General features: G+C 61.3%; 22 protein-coding genes. 16 read left to right on the forward strand and 6 right to left on the reverse strand.

Annotation, left to right across the window (positions count from 1 at the left end):
* Positions 1-90 precede the first annotated feature (90 nt).
* The 5 genes from B2G88_RS13080 (at position 91) to B2G88_RS13100 (ending at position 4126) form a co-directional block, all read left to right on the forward strand.
* On the forward strand, positions 91-1062 hold the full coding sequence (locus B2G88_RS13080) for a DUF368 domain-containing protein (protein ID WP_087715021.1): 972 nt from the start codon (positions 91-93) through the stop codon (positions 1060-1062).
* Between the two features lie 73 nt (positions 1063-1135).
* Entirely contained in the window at positions 1136-1372 is a 237-nt protein-coding gene (locus B2G88_RS13085) for a hypothetical protein (RefSeq protein WP_054863873.1), read from the forward strand.
* A gap of 206 nt (positions 1373-1578) precedes the next feature.
* Positions 1579-2166, forward strand: coding sequence for a hypothetical protein (locus tag B2G88_RS13090; RefSeq protein ID WP_140408871.1), 588 nt, complete (start codon positions 1579-1581; stop codon positions 2164-2166).
* Between the two features lie 110 nt (positions 2167-2276).
* Entirely contained in the window at positions 2277-3794 is a 1518-nt protein-coding gene (locus B2G88_RS13095; protein WP_087715023.1) for an amidase, read from the forward strand.
* A gap of 77 nt (positions 3795-3871) precedes the next feature.
* The gene (locus B2G88_RS13100; RefSeq protein WP_087715358.1) at positions 3872-4126 is read left to right on the forward strand and encodes a hypothetical protein; all 255 of its coding nucleotides are present in this window, start codon (positions 3872-3874) and stop codon (positions 4124-4126) included.
* Between the two features lie 136 nt (positions 4127-4262).
* Here B2G88_RS13100 and cmk read toward each other — a convergent pair whose 3' ends face one another.
* The gene (gene cmk / locus B2G88_RS13105; protein WP_087715024.1) at positions 4263-4841 is read right to left on the reverse strand and encodes a (d)CMP kinase; all 579 of its coding nucleotides are present in this window, start codon (positions 4839-4841) and stop codon (positions 4263-4265) included.
* Positions 4842-4878: 37 nt separating this feature from the next.
* Positions 4879-5712, reverse strand: coding sequence for an MOSC domain-containing protein (locus B2G88_RS13110; protein WP_054863870.1), 834 nt, complete (start codon positions 5710-5712; stop codon positions 4879-4881).
* 168 nt (positions 5713-5880) lie between these two features.
* Between B2G88_RS13110 and B2G88_RS13115 the strand changes: the two genes are divergently transcribed.
* The 4 genes from B2G88_RS13115 (at position 5881) to B2G88_RS13130 (ending at position 8483) form a co-directional block, all read left to right on the forward strand.
* The gene (locus tag B2G88_RS13115) at positions 5881-6204 is read left to right on the forward strand and encodes a DUF5789 family protein (RefSeq protein WP_087715025.1); all 324 of its coding nucleotides are present in this window, start codon (positions 5881-5883) and stop codon (positions 6202-6204) included.
* A gap of 23 nt (positions 6205-6227) precedes the next feature.
* Positions 6228-6818, forward strand: a complete 591-nt coding sequence (locus B2G88_RS13120) for a DUF892 family protein (RefSeq protein ID WP_054863878.1) — start codon at positions 6228-6230, stop codon at positions 6816-6818.
* 117 nt (positions 6819-6935) lie between these two features.
* Positions 6936-7433, forward strand: coding sequence for a YciE/YciF ferroxidase family protein (locus B2G88_RS13125; RefSeq protein WP_054863869.1), 498 nt, complete (start codon positions 6936-6938; stop codon positions 7431-7433).
* A 12-nt stretch (positions 7434-7445) separates the two neighbouring features.
* Positions 7446-8483: a hypothetical protein gene (locus B2G88_RS13130; RefSeq protein ID WP_054863868.1), complete on the forward strand. Its 1038-nt coding sequence runs from the start codon at positions 7446-7448 to the stop codon at positions 8481-8483.
* Between the two features lie 9 nt (positions 8484-8492).
* Here B2G88_RS13130 and B2G88_RS13135 read toward each other — a convergent pair whose 3' ends face one another.
* On the reverse strand, positions 8493-9392 hold the full coding sequence (locus B2G88_RS13135) for an ABC transporter permease (RefSeq protein ID WP_087715026.1): 900 nt from the start codon (positions 9390-9392) through the stop codon (positions 8493-8495).
* Positions 9393-9515: 123 nt separating this feature from the next.
* Positions 9516-10085, reverse strand: a complete 570-nt coding sequence (locus B2G88_RS13140; protein ID WP_054863866.1) for a DUF6789 family protein — start codon at positions 10083-10085, stop codon at positions 9516-9518.
* A 120-nt stretch (positions 10086-10205) separates the two neighbouring features.
* On the opposite strand from B2G88_RS13140, the gene B2G88_RS13145 reads away from it, so the two are divergent.
* The 7 genes from B2G88_RS13145 to B2G88_RS13170 all read left to right on the forward strand — a co-directional run bounded on the left by B2G88_RS13145 (position 10206) and on the right by B2G88_RS13170 (position 15781).
* Positions 10206-10871 (forward strand): ThuA domain-containing protein, encoded by a 666-nt coding sequence (locus tag B2G88_RS13145; RefSeq protein WP_054863877.1) that lies wholly within the window; start codon positions 10206-10208, stop codon positions 10869-10871.
* 68 nt (positions 10872-10939) lie between these two features.
* A complete protein-coding gene (locus B2G88_RS13150) occupies positions 10940-11914 on the forward strand; it encodes a Gfo/Idh/MocA family protein (RefSeq protein ID WP_087715027.1) in 975 nt (324 codons plus the stop codon).
* A 53-nt stretch (positions 11915-11967) separates the two neighbouring features.
* On the forward strand, positions 11968-12771 hold the full coding sequence (locus B2G88_RS13155) for a hypothetical protein (protein WP_087715028.1): 804 nt from the start codon (positions 11968-11970) through the stop codon (positions 12769-12771).
* 220 nt (positions 12772-12991) lie between these two features.
* A complete protein-coding gene (locus B2G88_RS19190) occupies positions 12992-13651 on the forward strand; it encodes a hypothetical protein (protein ID WP_140408872.1) in 660 nt (219 codons plus the stop codon).
* Positions 13652-13875: 224 nt separating this feature from the next.
* A complete protein-coding gene (gene larE / locus B2G88_RS13160; protein ID WP_054863862.1) occupies positions 13876-14733 on the forward strand; it encodes an ATP-dependent sacrificial sulfur transferase LarE in 858 nt (285 codons plus the stop codon).
* A gap of 205 nt (positions 14734-14938) precedes the next feature.
* Positions 14939-15295 carry a hypothetical protein gene (locus tag B2G88_RS13165; protein WP_087715029.1) on the forward strand — a complete coding sequence of 119 codons (357 nt, stop codon included), beginning with the start codon at positions 14939-14941 and terminating at the stop codon, positions 15293-15295.
* Positions 15296-15412: 117 nt separating this feature from the next.
* Positions 15413-15781 carry a hypothetical protein gene (locus B2G88_RS13170; protein ID WP_054863876.1) on the forward strand — a complete coding sequence of 123 codons (369 nt, stop codon included), beginning with the start codon at positions 15413-15415 and terminating at the stop codon, positions 15779-15781.
* 41 nt (positions 15782-15822) lie between these two features.
* Here the strand turns inward: B2G88_RS13170 and B2G88_RS13175 are convergent, their stop codons facing one another.
* Together B2G88_RS13175 and B2G88_RS13180 are read right to left on the reverse strand one after the other, a co-directional pair.
* Positions 15823-17586, reverse strand: a complete 1764-nt coding sequence (locus tag B2G88_RS13175) for a nitrite/sulfite reductase (RefSeq protein WP_087715030.1) — start codon at positions 17584-17586, stop codon at positions 15823-15825.
* A gap of 326 nt (positions 17587-17912) precedes the next feature.
* The gene (locus B2G88_RS13180) at positions 17913-19244 is read right to left on the reverse strand and encodes an MFS transporter (RefSeq protein ID WP_087715031.1); all 1332 of its coding nucleotides are present in this window, start codon (positions 19242-19244) and stop codon (positions 17913-17915) included.
* Between the last annotated feature and the right edge of the window lie 302 nt (positions 19245-19546).

The following is a 19546-nucleotide window of genomic DNA, read 5'->3' on the forward strand; positions in this document are numbered from 1 at the left end:
GACAGCGCGATCCTCGAGCGGCGGGCTCGAGGCGATGGAGCCGACTGCGTCACAGCCAGGACGAACCCGTCGGGGCCTCGGAGCACACAGATGGGGTATGAACGCGTCGACCTCGTCGTGAACCGTCTCGAACTCCTCCGGTCGTACGGCTACGGGCTCTGTATGGGCACAGCAGACGCCCTCCCCGGCGTCTCCGGCGGCACCGTTGCCCTCCTGCTTGGCTTCTACGGCCAACTGCTCGCCGCGATTACGGCGCTGACGCCGCGCCGGGCCGCGACCGTCCTCTCGGGCTATCGGTCCGACCGACGCGAGGAGGCCCGCGAGGCACTCCTCGAGATGGATCTGCAGTTCCTCCTTCCGCTCGGGGTCGGAATGGTTACCGCCGTCGTGCTCATCGCCGGCGTCGTCTCCTCACTCGCGGAGTCGAACCCCTACCCGATGTTCGGCTTCTTCGCCGGTCTGATCGCCGCCTCGGCGATTGCACTCGGCAAGAGCCTCGAGTTCGCCTCGTGGCGTCACGTCGCGGTCGCAGCGGTCGGCGGCGGACTGGCGTTGCTCGTCGCCGCGGATATCGTCTCGCTGCCGGGCAGCGGCCCGGCCGTCATCTTTGTCGCGGGCGCAATCGCGATCAGCGCGATGATCCTCCCCGGCATTTCGGGGGCGCTCATCCTAATCCTGTTCGGCCAGTACGTCTACCTCTCTGACCAGTTGAGTGCGTTCGTCAGCGCGCTCGGCGGGCTTCCACGGGGTGGCGAGGTCGCCGCACTCGTCGACCCCGGAACGACCGTCGTCATCTTCGTCGCCGGCGGCCTCGTCGGCCTCTTTACGATTGCTCGCGTCGTCCGCGCTGCGATGGCTCGCCAGCGCGAGTTGACCCTGATCTTCCTCGTCAGCCTCATCGCCGGCTCGACGCCCGCGCCGTTGCACAACATCAGCGAACACACCGCCAGCACGCCCGTCTGGACCACTGAAACAGCCGTGATAACCGCCGGCTGGATGCTCCTCGGGGCGCTCGCGCTGTTCGCCCTCGAGTATCTCGTCGGCGGGTTCGACCCAGAATAGCGGGTTTCAGTGTTGTCGGCCGCCTTGCGCGCTCCGGGTCCGACGTTATCCCGTCGCCGTTACAAGGACAGGTATGCTCAAAAAGCTCATCGGCTCGAGTGCAACGCGCTCGCTAGCGGTCGTCTCAGTGCTCAAGGAAGCGAAACGGTCGTTCGACCGTGGCAAGCACCTGCGTATGCTCGTCTTTCTCGGCATCGCCGTCCTCGCCTGGAAGTGGGCCGTGATCGCGCTGGTCGCACAGGGACTGCTCTCGCTCGTTCGCGGTGGAAAATCGAAGTCGAAACCGAATACGGACTCGAGTCCGGCGTAATCACCTGATCGGCAGTCAACCGGCGAAATTTCGTTTTCAGCGGTAGTTAGTCGACTAGCCGCGTCTTCGCTCTACAGTTGCCAGAATCGGTAATTCAAAAAAGCCATCATGATTGGTTACCACGTCTAACCATCACTGACCATCGCCCGGATTCACAGCGGCTCGAGCCGACCGTTGCTCGAGTCGGCGGCGTGCTGGTGGCAATCGTGGGACTGGCACTGCTGTTGGTGTATCCCCTGGCGCGGCCCGTCATGTATCCGCTCGCACCCGCCGAGTGGATTCCGGGGTACAGTCACTCCCTCGAGCCGACGCATCCGTTCGTCGTATACGTCAGTGCGATTGGCGGGGCGTTACTCGTCACCTGGGGCGTGTTCGCGGTGCGCCACCGAGCAGTTGCGCCGCTAACCGTTCGACGGGCGCTTCTGGCACCGGTACTGGGCCTGTTCGCCATCGGGGCTGGTGTCGCGGTATTCACCTACGAGTGGATTCACGGGCTGCCAATCGGATGGTGGACCGCCGAGGCACCGCTTGAGTTCCACGCGTCGCAGGTCGTTCACGCCGAACTGGGAGTGCCGCAGTTCGGCGCGTTGGCTGCCGTTCTCGCGATGGTCGTCGGGACTGTCGCAGCCCGACACGGCTGGCACCGCGCTGTCGTGTGGGCACTTCTCCCAGTCACACTCATTGTCGGGCCAACCATCTGGTACGAGACGTCCCTCGGAGTCAGTCTGGTCGTCCTCGCAGTGTTTCTCGGCGGTCCCATCGCGTTCGGGTACGGTATCGCAAAGTCAGGCTAAGACAGACTGTTGCCGGCGGCGGCAGACGAGAGCGACCAGACATTCTCGAGGCGATGATGATCCGCAATCACTGAACGAAATCATTTCCCTGTTGCCGGTGAGACGAACGTATGCCGATCCGACCGCCAACAGCGGACGAGTTGCAGGACCTGGGTTCGGAGCTGTTTCTCGAGTTGACAGACGACGAAAGCGAGTTCTTTCGAGAGCAGATCGTCGAGAGTCACGAGGACTACGAAACCGTCCGGTCGTACCAGCCGAACCCGCGCCTCGGCGGTACTGAGCCGCGAATGCGGTCGGCCGGCACCAGACCAGATGACGCCGACAACCCACACCAACTGTGGGTCTCCCGCTGTGACGTGCGCGGCGACGACGGCGGCGACCTCGAGGGGTGGGACGTCGCCATCAAGGACAACATCTGCGTTGCGGGCGTCGAGATGACCTGTGGTTCACACGTCATCGAGGGCTACGTCCCTGACGTCGACGCGACGGTCGTGAGCCGCCTGCTCGAGGCCGGCGCGGATGTCGTCGGCAAAACGAACATGGACGATATGGCGCTCACGCGCACCGGCCACAGCGCCTTCGGGACGATCACGAACCCACACGACGAGGACCATCTGGCTGGCGGCTCGAGCGGCGGCAGCGCGGTCGCTGTGGTCGAAGACGAGGTGGACATGGCGATTGGCTCCGATCAGGGCGGCAGCGTCCGCATTCCGGCGGCGCTCTGTGGCATCGTCGGGCACAAGCCGACCCACGGGCTCGTGCCGTACACGGGCTGTGTCGGCCTCGAGCACATGATTGACCATCCCGGCCCGATGGCAACCGACGTCGAAACCGTCGCTCGGACGCTCTCGGTGATTGCAGGCAGCAACGAGCGTGATCTCCGGCGGCCGGAGCCGGTTCCCGTCGAACAGTACGAGGAGCACCTGACCGGCGAGACGAGCGACCTCTCGATTGGCGTCCTCGAGGAAGGATTCGGCAAGCCAGCGGGCGATCCAGCCGTCGAGGATGCGGTCCTCGATTCACTCGACTTGCTCGAGGAACGCGGGGCGACTGTCGATGACGTGTCGGTGCCGCTGCACGCCGACGCCTCGGCGCTGCACTCGGTCTGTACGAACGAGGGGCTGGTCGCCGCGCTCTCGGGGCAAGGCGTCGGCCACGGCTGGAAAGCCTGGTACAACGTCTCGTGGATCGAATCATTCGGCAAGTTCCGTCAGGCCCAGGGCGATGACTTCCCCGCAGCGCTGAAACTCTCGTTGTTGACTGGCGCGTACATGGCAACTGAGTACCACTCCCGGTACTACGCCGCCGGGATGAATCTCGTCGTCGAACTCGCACAACAGTACGACGAGGTGCTCGCCGAATACGACGTCCTCGCGATGCCGACCGTCGACGTGACGGCCCCCGAGTGCGACCCTGACCGAACCGAGTTCGAGCGCATCGAGGAACTCGAGATTCCGGGCAACACGTCGCCGTTCAATCGGACCGGCCACCCCGCCGTCAGCGTCCCCGCAGGCGACGTCGACGGTCTGCCAGTCGGGTGCATGTTCGTCGGCTCCCGGTTTGACGACGCGACGGCCCTCGACGCGGGCTACGCACTCGAGCAGGCACGGAACGAGCAGTCGAACTGATTGGTCACGAAACCCGTCTCTCAGGCCGCTTGAACGGAAGAGCGATGCTTTTCACCCATGGTAGCGTATCCCAATCGATGAACAGACCGAGTCCACCCCACCGGGGCCGTCGTGAGCGGGCACTTATCGCCGACCTCGAGACGCTCGACCGGCGATTGGCCGCTCTCGAGCGCGAACAGCGACTGGTTCGCAACACGCTATGCGGGATCGCCCGCGAAATCGGCCCGGATGTCGTGATCGGGAGCGTCTGCAGCCACTGCAGTCGGTCCTACGTGCTCATCACGGACGGCATGCTGTACTGTCCAAAGTGCAAGCATCGTCGAACGGTGTAACGAGTGCAAGCACACCACTCGGTGCCGACGCAGCGTCGCACTCGAGGCGGATAGCGACGCTGCGGCAAACTCACCGAGGCAACGCTGTAGCGGTTGTCGTGTTCGAAGCGGGAGACAGGAGCAGCCGACTAGATGGCTACAGTTCTCGGTACGTGTGCTCGACGCCAGTGACGTCGTCGATAGCCGTCTTCACCGCCTGAAACGTTGCGTCCGCCGAGAGCGTTCCCGTGTTGATCACGAGGTCATAGGGTGACAGATCATCGATGTCGATATCATAGTACTCTCGATACCGGTCGGCATCGCTTCGTTCTCGTTCGCGGAGTTCCGCGGGCGTTTCGTCTCGATCCTCGAGTCGATCCGCACGCACCTCGAGCGGCGCGTCGAGCCAGACTGATAGCGTCGCGCGGCCGTCGGCGTGCCATCCCGAAAGGCGAGATTCGACGACCAGCCCCTCGCCGGTCGGCTCACGCTCGCCAGTGAGGTGAGCGTCGATGGCGGCCTCGAGTCGACGATCTAGTTCACGGTCGATGTCGGGATCGGATTCAGCGACGGCGGTAAACTCCGCAACAGACAGGTTGCGCTCGGCGGCGAGGTCCCTGAAGATGTCACCACCGTTTACCACTTCGTAGCCAAACGCCATCGAGAGCAGTTCCGAACACGTCGTCGTCCCGGCCGCAGGCGGTCCCGAGAGCGTGATCAGTGGCGGCGTAGCCATGGCGTCACTACGGTGTTGGTGTTAGTAGTCGTTTCTGTCACCGCACTTGCTGCGTGTGGCCGTCGTCGAAGTCACTCGAGGAGGCTGACTCGTCTGTACTCGTGATCGAATCGCCGACTGCGAGAGCGCCACCGCGGTCTGTCTCCGGAATCCGCATGATGACCATCAGCGTGTAGTAGTGGTCGAACGCGTCCTCGTCGGCCCAGTCGGGAAACGTCGCCTCGCGGCGCTCGAGGAAGCGCGCTCTGAAGCCCTCGAGTGTCTCGCCCGTCTCGGGGTCGCGCTGGGGGACGACACAGCGTCCGCAGGGCGTGACGCCCTCGAGTGTGGTGTCGCCAGCCTCGAACGCAGGTGCCTCCTCACCGACGAAGCGGTCCTCCCAGAACGGCTCGACGCCGCCGACTTCGACGTTTGCTCGCATTCGTCGCCGAACGCTATCAACAGTGAGGTCCGCATCGTCGAACCAGGAGGCGACTTCGCGCAATGTGGCCGTGCTGATCACCGACGGTCCCATCTCGCGTCGATCCACGTAGCCGAGCGAGCGGTCGCGCTCGAGCGTGACCTCGAGACCGAAGTAGTCGCTGAACCAGTCGGCTGCACGCTCACGGCCGGCCGCCGACTCGAGGTCGAACGCGAGGCTGTCGCCATCGGGAGGTGCGACAGTGAGCGTCGTCGTCTCAGGATCGAAGCCAGTCTCGAGGTCGTGGACGCGATCCGTTCGCTTGCCGTTGATCACGTCGCCGTCCGCGTCGAACAGGGCGAACTCTCGGTCGGACTCGAGTGTGCCACCCTCGAGTATCGATGCGGTGTCGCAGTCGATGCCATCGAGTCCCTTGACGGGATAGACGGTGAGTCGGTCGATGTGAGCCATTGATGAGGCTAGCGTGGCAGTTTACCTATAGGTGGGTGGTCACCCGATTGTTTCCGCCTGAAAGTGTGTTTCGACAGTGAGTGATTGGGCGAATAACTGCACGCGGGCGAGGCGGTCGTCGCCTGCAGGCTTCACTACTATGTCGTCGATGCCAGTAGGAGGGGGACGATGAATCACACCGACACTGCCGATGAGCGACGATCACTTGCCGTCGGGGAGATCACCCAGCTGTTCGAGGACGCGACATTTCCACTGACGACCGCGGACGTGATCGACCGGTATGCGGACGTCGAAATCGTCTATCCACACGAATCCGATCCGCTCCAGACAGTCCTCGAGACGTCCGGCCACGAAACCTACGAGAGCCAGGACGACCTCGAGTTGGCGATCTTCAACGGCGTCAGGCGTGATGCTGTGGGACGACCGCGATACAGCGACCGCGGCGATAGCCCACACGACACCGACACGACCCGGTTGCAACAGTCGTTCTAACGCACCTCGAGCTGTTCTTTCCAATGACTACGAGAGACCCACCCCCACACGACGCACTCGAGGGCGAACTGGCTCGTCTCTACGGGCTCGAGCAGGGAATCGACACCGCACTCGAGACGATATCGAACGACGTCGCAATCGACACGCTGGATACGATTCGCGAACTCGAGTGCCGCGAGCAGTTACAGTACGCCATCGACCAGCGACGGGCGCAAACGGACGACCGCAGCGCTCGTCTCGAGGAGGCCTTCGACGCACTGAATACGTCCCCCGAAACGCGACCCGTCCCTGAACTGGACGGGCTCGTCGGGGACAAAGAGAAGTTCAACAACGTCGTCCTGAACGACGAGGTACGGCCGCTGTACTACGTCGAGACGATGCTGAAACTCGAGGCGCTCGAGTGTACGCGCTACGAACGAGCGATCAGCCTCGCCCGCTCGCTCGAGGACGACGCGGGCGACACCATCGCGGAGGCGGTCGCGCCGAACTACGAGGCGGCCTGCGACGTGCAAGCGGAACTCGAAGCACTCGCCGACGGCGAGGCAGTCGACCGCCTTCTGGCTGCGAGTCAGATCGACGACGCCGACCGAGCGTCGCTCGACCCGTACCAGTGATCCACAGACACGAGACAAGCCACATCGCTGTCGGTTCGCCGGAAACTCGGGGCAGCAAACCGGCCCCTCCCGTCCAGACACCTGCACGAAACGCAATACCCGATCTCTCACCACACTATGAACATCGAGACCATTGAGGATCTGTTCGGCTATCAGCTACAGCACGCCTACTATGCGGAGCGAACCCAGATCGAACTCCTCTCGGAACTCGCCGACGAGACCACGAGCGACGACCTCGAGCGCACACTCACGGACCATCGAGCGGAAACCGAACAGCACGTCGAGCGCCTCGAAGACGTCTTCGCAGCGCTCGGCCGTCGCCCTCGAGCGAGTCGCTCACGAACGGTCGACGGGCTGGCGGACGCGCGGCGACCCGACCGACATGGCGAGGACCCCGAGCCGACATCGACAGTTCTCGAGACCGCGTTGCTGTCCGAGCGCTTCGAGATCAGGAGCTACGAAATGTTGCTTCGGCTTGCTGGGCGACTCGCCTACGCCGACGAAATTGTGACTCCACTCGAGGCGATCCTCGCGGACGAACGCGCGATGCGCGAGTCGCTCGCGGCGTTCGAGGACGAAGCCGCGATGGCACGTCCGCGACGCGAGGAGGCATGACGATCACCGCGTATGGAGATTCGACTCGAGGTCGACTACTGGGTCGTTGACCGCGACGGCGAACTCGTCTCGGCTGACCCAGTCGTCGATGTCGCCGGGCGAGCCAGCATGAGCCGTGGCAGCGCCGACTCTCTGCTGACGATTGAAACACCGTTCGCGCCGGCAGACGACCGTCGACGAGCGCTCATCGACGAACTCGTCGCCGCCTGCGAGACCGCAACCGCGCTGGACTGTCGACTCGTCCCGCTGGCGACGCCGATCAACGGCGGGTCCCCGTATCGCTGTCGGCGCGACTCGAGTGACGACTCACTGCCAGCCAGTGCTGGTGCACGCCTTCAGATCCACGCAGACGCCGTCCTCGAGCAGTGGAACGCGCTCCTCGCGCTAACGCCCGCGCTGGCGCTGGTCAGTTCCGCGCCGTACGTGCAGGGTACTCGAGTCGCAAACAGTGCGCGAGCCCACAGCTATCGGACACAGCACGGGATTCCGACAGGCGAGCGAGCGCTCGAGTACGTCGAGAGCATTGGGGCGCTCCCCAGCAGCGACACGCCTGACGAGTGGCCGATTGCACTCCATCGAACCTGCGACTCTAACGGATCCAGTGACTCGACAACACTCGAGTGGCTCCTCCCGGATACGTCGCTGCCAAGCCAACTGCTCCGGTTGACAGCCGACGTCGAGTGCGTCCTCGAGCAGGTCGCTCGCGGCCACGTTCGAGTCGGGCGCTACGCCACCCCACGGCGCTCGGCGACGGCTGGAGACACCGACGACATCACGATTGGCCACGTCACGAACGCTGAAATCGCGTTACCCCGGGCAGAAATCGTCGCACAACTCACGGAGACGGCCATCGACATCGGACTCGATGCAACCGGCGTCGCAGATTATCTCGAGCGGATGGGCTTCGCTGTCGACTCCTACCATCCGATTGCCAGCCGAATCGACGGCCGCCAGTTCGTGACCCAGGCCGACGCCCAGGAACTGCGCCTCGAGTATGCCGGTCGACTCGAGGAGGACGTTCGCAACCTCTCGCAGGGCGGTACACAGTGACAGAGCCACTCAGATGAGGCCGCTAATAAACGCCAGCCCCATTCCGACGAGGACGACTGCCGTAATCGTGGGCAGATACGGCGTCACCCGTTCGACGCGCTCTCGGTGGTGTTCGTACCCCACGATCAACAACAGCGTCGGGATGATGATTGCGACGATAACCGCGAGTGAGTAGATGAGCATCAACTCGAGGCAGGCCTCCTCGGTGCCGAAGCAGATCGCCAGGATCTGGATCGGTTCCTCGTGGGCGAACCCGAGCAACAGCGCGGTCACCCCGAGTGCAGTGAGTCCGCGCTCGGCGTGTTCTTCGGTGAGATGCTGGTGGCCGCCGCCGGGGAGATATGAACGGAGTCGCTCAAGGAGGCCGCGCTCGTCGGGTTTGGCGTCGTGGTCGTGGCCGTGACCGTGGCTGTTGTGGTCGTCGTGACCGTGGTCGTGATCGTGGTCATGGCTGTGGCCGTACTCCTGATCGTGTACTCGAGCCATCTCGTCGGTGGCGGCCTGCGTGCCGCCGTTCGTGTACTGGACCTCGTCGTGATCGTGGTCCCCGTGGCCGTGTCCATGATCGGGGTCGTCCTCGTGGCTGTGATCGTGTCCGTGACCCACGTTCCCGTGTCCCCCGTGTCGATACTCGTGAATGCCGAGTAGAATCAACAGCGTGCCGGCGATGTAGCGCATCCATGGCCCCTCCGCGAAATCGGCGAACGCGCTGAACCAGAAGTACGCGAGGACGAGGACGACGCTGCTAATGAGATGTCCCACGCCGAGGATCAGGGCAGCGATCAGCCCGTACAAAAAGCGCCGCTGGTGCCTGAGCGCGTACGTCGCCGCGATGGGCCAGCCGTGGTCCGGTAACACGCCATGGATGAACCCGATAACAACTACGCCGACAACGACGCCGAGTTCCATACCTCAATTCCATCGTTACCGGCCTAAACAGGTTGTTATGACCGGGATCGGCAGGTCGTAATACCGCTGTTAACGCTTGGTAACTTGGACTCGAGTGCTGTTAAAAATCAACCGGCGCAGTCGTCAGTTGCCGTCGTCGTACTCGTACTCCGTCTCGGGATCGTCGACACCCTCCGTCCGGGAGCCGACCCACGCGCCGAGTGCAAGCCCGTAGACGAGGTGGCCCGCGTGAAACAACGCGAGTTCGTCCGCCTCGAGGCGGATATCGAGCACTTCCTTGAGCATGACTTGCGAGCCAAACGCCGACAGCGCCATGCCATAGACCGAGCCCCAGACGAGGCCGCGCTGTTCGGCTTCGATTGAGCGCTCGGCGTCCTGCAACGCAAAGAGACCGCCAAAGAGTGCGCCCGCCTGAATGCCGTACACGAAGTGTAAGATCAGCCCAGCAAGCGGGTGATTGTCGGGATCACCGCCGGAAACGTACTGCGACCAGAAGTTCGCCGACGGTGGGAGCGACCGGAGGATCGGCAACCGGAACGCCGTCATAATTAGCGTCGCGACGAACCCCGCCTGAACGCCTCGAGCGGTCGCGGCGACGATGTGGTCGGCGCTCGAGCGGCGCGCGTCCGATTCAAGGGGATCAGTCGTCTCGGTATCGGGTCGCAACTGACGTAAGCGGTCGGAGACGGACATTGCGGGACCATACGACGAGAACAGGCTTACCGGTCCGGCATGCGTCTGACGGGTCAGTACAGTGATACGCGATGGCGCTCGGTATCAAACTACTTGGCAGTCGACGACAACCGGACCGATATGACCGACACAACGGCACTGCTGATTGGCGAGACCACGTTCCCGTTTCACTCGATTGACGAGAAGGGGCCGGAACTGGCCGCTGCAATCGGCGACGCCGCGGACGTCACGACGACGACCGACCGCGACGCACTCTGTGATCTCTCCGAGTACGACGTGCTCATCGACTACCTGACCGACAGCGAACTCACTGAGGACCAACTCGAGGGCGTCCTCTCCTTCGTCCGCGACGGCGGCGGCTACCTTCCGCTGCACTGCGGCGCGGATCTGATCAGCACGGCTGCTGCCGACCCCGACGAACTACTCGACCAGCGCGAGGAACCCGTCCCCGAACTACGCGCGGTAATCGGCGGCCACTTCCTCACCCACCCCGAGGAGTCCGAGTTCGGCGTCGACATCCTCGAGGACCACCCCGTCACCGACGGCGTCGAGGACTTCCAGATTTTCGACGAGCCGTACCAGCTAGATGTTGACGACGGCGACGACAGCGACCTGACGATTCTCGCCCGAATGGACCACCCCGACCTCGAGGACTACCCAATCGCGTGGACTCGAACCGAGGGTGACGGCCGCGTCTGTTACATCTCGCTCGGCCACACGGACGAGGCGCTCCAAAACGAGAGTTTCCGGACGCTGTTGCGGAACGCAATCGCCTGGACGGCGTAGACCGACGAGGCGGGAGACGGGCGTTTCGACCGGGTAGTTATTTATAGCGGATCCAGAAACCTCCTATCATGGATTTTGGCGTTCTCAGCACGGCAGGAATCGCACAGGGATCGTTTCTCCCGGGAATCGAGCCAACCGACCACGACGTGACGGCCATCGCCTCCCGCGACGCAGCAGACGCAGAAGCCGTCGCCGACGAGCACGGCATCGAGACGGTCTACGAGGGCTACGATGACCTCCTCGAGAACGCCGGTGTTGACGCCGTCTACATTCCGCTGCCGAACGCGCTCCACGCGGAGTGGACGAAGAAGGCCGCCGACGCCGGTATTCACGTGCTCTGTGAGAAGCCACTGACCGTCGACGCCGCAGAGGCCCGCGACGTCGTCGACTACTGCGACGACCGCGACGTGACACTGATGGAGGCGTTCATGTACCAGTATCACCCGCGCACCGAACGCGCCCTCGAACTCGCCGACGAGGAACTCGAGGACATTCGCTCGGTGACGGCCTCGTTCAAGTTCGGTCTGTTCGGCGACCCGGACAACATCCGCCTCTCGCCAGACCTGGCCGGCGGCAGCCTGATGGACGTCGGCTGCTATCCGCTCTCGTTCGCCCGGCAAGTCCTCGGCGAACCCGACAGCGCCTACGCGTACACAACCGACACGAAAGACAGCGGCGTCGACACGGAACTTGCCGCCATCCTCGAGTACGACGAGGCCTCCGCCCGCATCGCCTGTGGCTTCGATACGACCCACATCCAGCGCTATCGCATCGAAGCCAAAAACGGCTGGATCGAGGCCGACGATGGCTTCAATCCCGGGAGCGGGTCGGTGGAACTCGAGTACAAAATCGACGGCCGCCACGCCGTCGAGACGTTTGATCCGGTCGATCAGTACCGCCTCGAGATCGAACACTTCGTTGACTGCGTCGAGACTGGGAGCCAGCCGCGAACGGACGGCGAGGAGGCCATCGCGAACATGGAGGCCATCGACGCGATTTACGAGAGTGCGGAGACGGATCGCGCCGTTGAAATCGAGGACTGACGGGAGAAAAGCGGCTCTCGCGGTCGAACCTTGTCGTAAGTATTGACAACTACATGACTAGTCCCGACGAGGACGACGAACGAATGGGAGATGGACCGCTCGATCTGCCGTCGGCTGCCGTGGGCGTCTACGCAGGACTGTTGGGCTACGGCGTCGGTGCGGCTCTCGGCGTTCCTCGGTCTGCGTTGATCGTGGGCGCGCTCTTCGGCTGGCTCGTCGTGGCGCTTGGACTCTCCCAACGACCATGGGTATGGATGGCACTGGGTCGGCGACGGCTGTTGGCGGCTCCGATGGTTGTGGCACTGGTTCCGGCGCTGGTATTGGCCGTGGGACTCGAGTACGAGGCAGTGGCCGTTCCGCTGACACCGGTGCTCTGGTTGGTCGGTCTCGCTCTCAGCGGCATGGTGGTTCTGGAGGCCGGCACCACCAGATACGCCGACCGGGCAGCGGGTGAGCAACTGATCTCGTGGACTGCAACGGCAGATCCGGCCACCCAGCGGCGAAAAACCGTCAGTATCGTGCTCGGGGCCGCCGGTTTCGTCGGAACGTTCGTCGCGATGCTACTGTTTCAAATCCCGTCGTTTCTCCTGACCGTCTCCGTCGTTATAGTCGTCGTACTGGCAGTCAGACGGGGACGACCGCAAACGTACGAGGCCTGCGAACACGGTCTGCGATACAGGGATGTCGGTACTGCCGGCGCGCAGTTTTGCCCGTGGACACGCTTCGACGACTACCGCGAAACCGACGACGCAATCGTCCTCGAGCGCCGCTTCGGGGTCGACGTGCGAATGGACGCCGATGCTGTCCCGGCGGAAGCTCGCGAGATGCTGGCAGCGTCGATTGATAACGTCCTTTAAATTGATCTGACCAATAGAATCAAACCAATAGAAAATCCTAGAAAACAATATATGTGTTAAGGTCTACCTTGATCTACGAGTGTTATTTAACTTAATTTGGCTTTTTAAATCACGTTTTTGAATTAATCTGGGTGAGAAGAAATGTACGTTTAGAATTAATTGTTCTTTACTATCTAGTTCTAGAATAAAGATTTAACTATAAGGTTAGATTACCAACAAGATGGCTATGGAAGACAATCCTCAGCCGACATCGACTCGACGTAACGTCCTCAAGAAAGGCGCTATTGCGACGACCCTTGTCGGAGGCGGTTTGGCCACAGTTAGTGGATCAGCAGCAGCAGACGAAATCGATGCTGGACTCACAGTTACCGGTGAAGGTGAATTCTCCGTCGAAATCGATGCAGATGATGTGAATGTCTCATCAGAAGGAGTGTACACCGATGTGAGTTCAGAAAATGGTATCTGGTCTATTGAAGGTGAAGCCGACGGTGGTCCTATCGGTGGCGATCATGTTTTCGTCACAATCTATGGATACGAGCAACTCATCTCGTCAGAATCCGATGATGATGCTGACCTAGAACTTGCTGGTGATGCTTTGCCTAAAGCAACTGGGCCAGCGGCAGAAGGCGAACTTGATGCTGCACTTTCTGTTACTGGAGAGGGTGAATTCTCGGCAGAAGTAGCCGCAGACGAAGTGTATGTGTCATCAGAGGGTGTATTTACTGATGTCACCTTCCAAAATGGAGCCTGGGTAATTGAGGGAAGGGCCAATGGCACACCTATTGACGGTGGTTATTCCTATGTTACGATATATGGGGATGCAGAACTCATCTCATCCGAGTCAGATGATGACGCTAACTTTAGCTTCACAACAGTATAATACGGTCCAACAATAACGACAAGAGAATATAAATTAACAAATATATTTATACCCGGTTTCTTTAGCCGGGTGTGTATAAGGAAGGCTTTAACATTTTTATCTATGGCAAAATAGCAGAGGTGTACCAACTATGTGGAAGTCAACATTTGACTTGTTTTATCGAATGCTCGAATAGTGGCTGTGAGGACAACGTCCTTTTGCCCATCCGGTGCGAACGGGCGGCTATGACAACGGTCGAGGCGAAACTCGAGGCCGCACGCGAGGACTTAGCCACCCGCGATGGGGTCGTAATCGCCTTCTCCGGCGGCGTCGACTCGAGTGCAGTGGCCGCACTCGCCCACGACGCGCTGGGCGAGGACGCCATCGCCTGTACCGCACGCAGCGAGACACTCCCCGAAGCCGAACTCGAGGATGCGAAAGCGGTCGCCGAAGAGATCGGCATTCGCCACGAGATCGTCTCCTTCTCCGAACTCGAGAGCGACGCCTTCGTCGAAAACGACGATGATCGGTGCTATCACTGCCGGACGATGCGGCTGGGCGAGATGCTCGAGACGGCCCGCGACCTCGGCGTCGGGACGGTTTGTGACGGGACAAACGCCGACGACCCCGGCGCGGGACACCGACCCGGCCTGCAGGCTGTCGAGGAACTCGACGTCCACTCGCCGCTTTTGACTCACGACATCTCGAAGGACGAAGTGCGCGAAATCGCCGCCCACTATGGACTTTCAGTGGCGGACAAACCGTCGATGGCCTGTCTGTCCTCACGGATTCCGACTGGACTCGAGGTCACCGAAGAACGCCTGACGCGGGTCGAGCAGGCTGAAGCCGTGCTTCGCCAGTGGGGCTTCGAGCAGTTCCGCGTGCGCGACCACGACGGCCTCGCACGCATTGAAGTCTCTCCGGACGAACTCGAGCGCGCGCTGACCCGCGAATTCGCTGAAACTGTCCGCGAGGAACTCTCTCAGATCGGATTCGACCACGTGACGCTCGACTTGCACGGGTATCGTACGGGCAGCGTCAGTCCAGCAGCCGAGGGGTCGGGCGGGAACAACGCCTCGGCGGAGTCAGAAATCGGCGAATAATAACTCGTCGTGGGGCTGTTTTGTCCACCTCACTCGAGTGGCGAATTCGGAATCGTTACACCTAGCCCAGTTACCGACAACAATCTTCCAATATATAACCGTATTTTCGCCACCGAACCCGCCATTAGTGCATTTGTTGCACCAGTGTCCGGGAATATTGCGCGTTGCGATACGAACGTAGCACTTGGGTTGGTATCTATACGCAATGGACGTCGACGTGCCGCTCGAGTGGAGTACGGAAGCGTGTCGGTCATACACCCCCGCCGACAGCGACCGAGAGATGGAGTATCGGACGTATCGCCACGAATCAGGCGACCTCCGACTCAAAGTCGCCCCGGCGTCGCTCGACGGCGAGAGCTACCCCGGCTACGCCCTGACAGCAACGAGTTACCCCGGCCTCGAGTTTTCGGAAACGATTCGCGTCAGGGCAGTCCTTACCTTCGAACGCTGTAACCGGATCGCCCACGATTTTATGGATCTGTTCTCGGCGAGTTACGACGGCCCTGGCTCGCTCGAGGACGCCCTCGAGTACGCCTACGAACGAACGAGAGATCACCGATAGTTGAGCCGGCCGCTGCGCTGTCACAGCACAGAGAGACTTACTGCGCCCGGACTGTTCAGATAATATCCTGTTAGTGATACCAAGAGACTTTTACTCGTCCTCGAGTAAGCGGTGATGATGATGTGGCAAGACCTCGTCTTTCTCGCCGGCAGCGTCCTCTCAATCGTCTTTCTCGCACCGACGATTCGAGATGCATCGGCACGAATCCCGCTCGGCTCGAGTGTGCCCTCGATGACGATTGGGACGGTGTATGCAGTCACCTACGGAACGCTGGGAATGACCTTCTCTGCAGTCGGCTCGCTTGGTGTCGCAATCATGTGGTCACTAATCGTCAGTTACCGTGCGCCGCGAGCAGAAACGGGACCACAGAACGTGTACTACTTCCTTCTCGATCTTCGCGAACAGGCGCAGCGATTTGCAGTGCGTGTTCTCGGGGACGAGCCGGCGACGCCAGCCCAGTCAGGACACGAACAGTCCGCAGATTGAGCGCCAGCGTTGAGCAGTGGAGCGAAATCGCCTGTTTTTGCTTAGTCGTCCGATGGGGCAGCCGACTCAGCAGCAGTCGCCGACTCGGTTTCTGCAAACGGGTACCAGGACTGCTTGGCGTCGCCCATGTACGGGGCTTCGAAGTCCGTCTCCTCTGGCTCGCAGAACTCGATCAACTGTTCGGTGCCCGTCGCCTCGACCCACTGGCGGAACGTCTGGCCGTCTTCGCGGTGGGCCGCAAAGGCCTCGAGCAGATTCTTGATCGCGCCGGGTGCTTCGTCGGCGGGCACGCGCTGTTGGACCCATTCGACGAACGATGGCTCCTCGCCGATGCCGCCACCGACGCCGATGTCGAAGGCTTCGACCATCTCGTCGTTCTTTCGGGCGCGCATGCCCTGCAGGCCGATATCGGCAGTCATTGCCTGCCCACAGTCGGCCGTACAACCCGAGTAGTGCATCTTGATTTTCTCGACGTCGTCAGGCAGGTCGACGTTCTTGTTGAGCCATCGCAGCATGCGGGCCATGCGCCCTTTCGTCTCCGTCAGTGCAATCGAGCAGAACTCAGTCCCGGTACAGGCCATCGCACCGCGTTCGAACGGACTCGGCTCAGGCTGGTACTCTTCGAGCAGTGGGTCAGCGAGTAGGTCCTCGAGGCCCTCCTCGTGGACGTCGACGATGACGGGATTCTGGCGACGCGTCAGCCGAATCTCGCCGGAGCCGTACTCGTCGGCCAGATCGGCGAGTTCGATGGCGTCCTCGGCGGGGATACGCCCGACGGGGACGTTCAGTCCGACGTATTTGAGCCCGTCCTGTTTCTGATCGTAGACGCCGACGTGGTCGTGTTTGCCCGCGTCGGTCGGTTTCCCCGCGTTGTAGGTATATTCATCGCGGAAGTCCTCGCCTGCGGTGTGCAGTTCGAAATCAACGTATCCCGCTTGCAGCGTCTCGCGAATCTTTTCCATGCCCCAGTCATCAGCGAAGAACCGCGCGCGGTTCTTCGAGCGATTCGTGCGGCCGCCGTGATCGTGATAGAGTTCGACGAAGCCACGGCCGACCTCGTAGGCCTGCTCGGGCGTGACGAAGACATCGAGGGGTGTTGCAGCACGGGGCTGACGGCCGCCGAGGCCGCCGCCGATGCGAACGTTGAATCCCTTCACGTCCTCGCCATCGATTTCTTTCTTGGCAGGTTCGAAGCCGATGTCGTTGATCGAATCCTGCGCACAGCCCGACTTCGTCCCGGTCACGCTGATGTTGAACTTTCGGGGCATATTCGCCAGCGCGTCGTCGCCACGAAGTTCGTTCTGGAACTTCTCGAGCAGCGGCCCGGACTCGACGTATTCCTCGACTTTGCCGTGCAGGGCAGTCCCCGAAATGTTACGCATCGTATCCCCGCCCGCAGAGCGCGAGGAGACGCCGGTGCTCTCGAGTTTCTCCCAGATTTCCGGGACGTCCTCGAGTTTGAGCCAGTGGAGTTGGATCGACTGGCGGGTCGTAAAGTCGACCCAGCCGTTGCCGAACTCGGGATTCTCGACGGGACCTGTCGCGTAGTCGCGAGCGACCTCGGCGATTGCGCGCAGTTGTCCTGGCTCGAGAATCCCGCTGGCGTTGGTCAGTCGCATCATGAAGTACGACTCCTGACCACTGCGCTGGTGGAACAGCCCCCAGAACTTGAACCGGGTGAACCAGATGTCGTGTTCGTCCTCCGGAATCGCCTCGTAGCCGCCGTTTTCGGCGAACTCGAGGATGTGTTCGCGGACCTCGTCACCGTAACAGTCTGCCTTTTGCTCTTCTTTCTTATGCACCATCGACGCTCACCTCACTGTCGCCCCAACGACTTGCCGCAAAGACTCGGAATTTTACTCCAAACATTTCGCGATTCACGTTAAATCAACACGAGTCTACAGCATATAACTCCAATCGTTTACATATCGGCAGATTTGGGCCTGTTTTAGGAACAGTGACGGAATGTACAACCAAATATAACGCATATTAGGAGATATTCGCGGATAGAATCCGCTCGAGACTGGACGGATTTTATTCGATTGACTCGGTTGTACGTCCAACAAGGACTGCGACGGCAAGCCCCGATTCCTCGAGCGCGAGCGAACATAACGACGTCGAGTCGTGTGAGTTAGTCATCAGCATGGGCCGGCGTCTGTGACGGGGTCACCGCCTCGCTCGAGCGATACAGCGAGCCCGCGATGATGAGCGCGAGGAGCCCGAGGACGAGGTAGACGACGAAACCAGTTGCGTAGCCCGAGACGCCCTGGACGTCGACGAACAGGCCGAGAATCGGTGGGACAACGAAGCCGCCGAAGCCACCGAGGCCGCCAACCAGCCCTGATGCGCCACCGACCGCTTCGGGGACGTACCGGGGCAGCAACTGATAGATCGCCGCACTGGCGACTCCCATTCCAGCACCGAGGATGACCGTCGCGAGGAGTGCGAGGTGGAGATTGGCGGTGATCATCAGGGCGAACGTTGAACAGACGACTAGCACGAAACTCCCAATCGTCGTGATCTCGCCGCCGAATCGGTCACTGATTGCGCCCCCGCTTGCCCGGAACAGCGGCGACGAGAGCGTAAATGCGAGCGCGGTGACGACACCGGCAGTACGGAGGTCCAGCCCGTGGAAGTTGTGCCAATACGACGGCAGCCACGTCGTCAGCGCGAGATAGCCACCGAAGGAGACGAAAAACATCAGTGTCAACAGCCACGACCGCGGGAGCGCCGCCGCCTGTTTCACCGACTCGAGCGCATCGCCGTTCGGGAACAGCTCCTGTCCGGCGTCCTCGGCGCGCGCTTTCGCCTCGTCCTCGTCGAGACCCTGATTGCGCAACTGGATGTATGGCGAGTTGACGGCAAACGTGACGAAAATCGCCGTCCCAGCGAGGAGGAATCCGAACCACAGCGCGTAGGTTCCTGTAAGTTGGATCGACTCGAGGGCAAACGGCGAGACAATCGTGAACAGGCCGGGCGAGAGCGTCCCGAGGCCGGCAAAGAGCGCGAGCATCGTTCCGCGGCGACGCGACTCGTACCAGTAGGAAATGTCGGTAATACCGACGGAGAACGCCGCGATTCCACAGCCCGAGAGCGCGCCGAAGAAGAAAATCAGCGGGTAATGGACCATCGTCAGCCCGTCGGGATAGGTTGTTATCAAAATTCCCAACAGGCCACCCATCCCGATGACAGAGAGTCCAAGCAGGATGCTAAATGGCTTTTTCGCGCCGACGCTGTCGGCCCACGCGCTGAACGGAATTCGGAGGAGCGAGCCGGTCAACTGCGGTGCAGCGACGAGCAAGCCGAGCAAGACACCCGAGAGCCCGAGGACGTTCTCGAACTCGCTTGCGACAGGCCCGTAGACGACCACGCCGGCAAACCCAACGAAGTAGCCAAAGGTCAGGATCGAAAGCGCTCGTTTCGGTGATCCACGAATCGTTGGACCGGGTTCTGCGCCACTCATGGGACGCTCCGGGCGGAGTCACCCATGATAGCACGTCGCGGTTGACCCTGACTGATCGACGAACCGAGCGCCGACTGGTTAGACACCATATCCGACCACCTCGCTCGGACAATCCAAACGAGAATTGGGAAGGAGGTTCCCAAACATAACACAACTCACGCATCATCATCATGTCTATCCATCATATAACAGTATTCGTTTATAAAGAGGGAATTTTAGGCGCGTTTCAGTCGGAAACGACGGGTATCAAATCATATACGAACTATATTAGGACATATATTCGGCGTACTCGCGGGAGTCAA

This window comes from Natronolimnobius baerhuensis, assembly GCF_002177135.1.
GTDB lineage: Archaea > Halobacteriota > Halobacteria > Halobacteriales > Natrialbaceae > Natronolimnobius > Natronolimnobius baerhuensis.